This window comes from Pseudomonas sp. P4_C3, assembly GCF_056402075.1.
Window position 1 is genome coordinate 1 of sequence record NZ_JBFUIC010000514.1, and the last position, 2,100, is coordinate 2,100.

The window sequence follows — 2,100 nt, forward strand, 5'->3', positions numbered from 1 at the left end:
CGACAGGCTGGTGACCAACGCACCGAAGAAGATCAGACCGAAATGACTGAGTACCTGCTCCATCACCAGCGGGGTGAAATGCAGGCCGATACCGATACCGACGATCCACTGGCCGCACTTGCGGCCGCCAGGGATTTCCGCCAATTGCCAGGGTGTCAGGCAGCGCACGAGGATGATCGCCAGCAACGAGCCGACCATCCACGGCAAAGGCCAGCCGACCTGGCTGGCGAGGTAACCGCCCAGCAGGCCGACCAGCGGGGTTCCCCACCAGAGTTTGAAGGGGAACCGATCAGACATCGGCGATAACGCGTTGCGCGGCCGAACGTTTGCGCCAGATGCGGATGAGCGGCATCAGCAGCATGATCGCCGTCAGCACCCAGCAACCGAAGGTGATCGGGCTCGACCAGAGGATTTCCAGCGCACCGTTGGAAATCGACAGGGCGCGACGCAGGTTCTGTTCCATCAGGCCGCCGAGGATGAAACCCAGCAATACCGGCGACAGCGGGAAGTCCAGCTTGCGCAGGATATAACCGAAGATGCCGATGCCGATCATCAGGAACAGGTCGAACGTTGTCGCGTGCACCGCGTAGACACCAATCCCGGTAATGATCGCGATCACCGGCACCAGTGCCCAGTTCGGCACGGCGAGGATGCGGGTAAAGATGCGGATCATCGGGATGTTGAGGATCACCAGCATCACGTTGGCGATGAACAACGAAGCGATCAGGCCCCAGACGATGTCCGGTTGCTGTTGGAACAGCAGCGGGCCCGGAGTGATGTTGTACAGCGACAGGGCGCCGATCATCACCGCCGTGGTGCCCGAACCTGGAACGCCGAGGGTCAGCATCGGCACCAGCGCACCGCAGGCCGCGCCGCCGATGGCGGTTTCCGGGGCGGCGAGGCCGCGCATGTCACCTTGACCGAATTTGCCGCCAGTACCGGCGATGCGTTTTTCGGTCATGTAGGCCACGGCACTGGCCAGGGTCGCACCGGCACCCGGCAACACGCCCATGATGAAACCCAGTACGCCGCAACGGATGTTCACCACGAACACCGACGCCGCTTCCTTGAAGTTGAACATCATCCGGCCTGTGGCTTTCACCGCTTCCTGGCCGTGATGGGTTTTTTCCAGCAGCAGAAGGATTTCGCTGATGGAGAACAGACCGAGCACCAGCACGACGAACTGGATGCCGTCAGTCAGGTGGATGTTGTCTCCGGTGAAGCGATACACACCGCTGTTGGCGTCGATGCCGACGGTCGACAGGAACAGACCGATCAGCGCCGCGATGAACGTCTTCAGCGGACGGTCACCGGCCATGCCGCCGAGGCAGACAATCGCGAACACCATCAACACGAAATATTCCGCCGGGCCGAAGGCAATCGCCCATTTCGCCAGCAACGGAGCGAACAGCACCATGCCGCAGGTGGCGATGAAGGCACCGATGAACGAGCTCCATGCCGACAGCGACAGTGCTACACCGGCCAGGCCCTGGCGGGCCATCGGGTAACCGTCGAGGGTGGTCATCACGGTGGACGCTTCGCCCGGGATGTTCAGCAGGATCGAACTGATCCGGCCGCCGTATTCGCATCCCAGGTACACCGCCGCCAGCAGGATCAGTGCCGACTCCGGTGGCAGGCCGAGGGCGAATGCGATCGGGATCAGCAGTGCCACGCCGTTGATCGGGCCCAGGCCCGGCAACAGGCCGACCACGGTGCCGATCAGGGTGCCGCACAATGCGGTCACCAGGTTGTACGGGCTCAGCGCGACGCCGAAACCCTGACCCAAATAGCCAAGAGTATCCATATCAGTTCTCCAGAACGTCGAGCACGCCAAGCGGCAGCGGCACGTCCATCAACTTGTCGAACAGCAGGTAGAGGCCGACGGCCATCAGACTGATGATCACGATGCTTGGCACCCAGCGACCGCCATACAGACGGGCCATGGGCACACCGATCAGGATGCTGGCGACGATGAAACCCAGCGGTTCGAAAGTGCCGGCGAACACCAGCAACAGCACCACGCAGATGCCGATCTTGGTCAGGGTTTCGCGGTCCAGCGGCGGCCATGGCGAAACCGATCTCGGAACGCGCCAGTGCAGG

At 62.4% G+C, this 2,100-nt stretch carries 3 protein-coding genes; all 3 read right to left on the minus strand.

Going from position 1 to position 2,100, the window contains the following annotated elements; genetic code table 11:
- On the minus strand, positions 1-297 hold a 297-nt coding region (locus AC1DVH_RS30040), incomplete at its 3' end, for an AbrB family transcriptional regulator (RefSeq protein ID WP_477756854.1).
- On the minus strand, positions 290-1,804 hold the full coding sequence (locus AC1DVH_RS30045; protein ID WP_477756855.1) for a tripartite tricarboxylate transporter permease: 1,515 nt from the start codon (positions 1,802-1,804) through the stop codon (positions 290-292). The genes AC1DVH_RS30045 and AC1DVH_RS30040, both read right to left, overlap by 8 nt.
- A gap of 1 nt (position 1,805) precedes the next feature.
- On the minus strand, positions 1,806-2,100 hold a 295-nt coding region (locus AC1DVH_RS30050; RefSeq protein WP_477756856.1), incomplete at its 5' end, for a tripartite tricarboxylate transporter TctB family protein.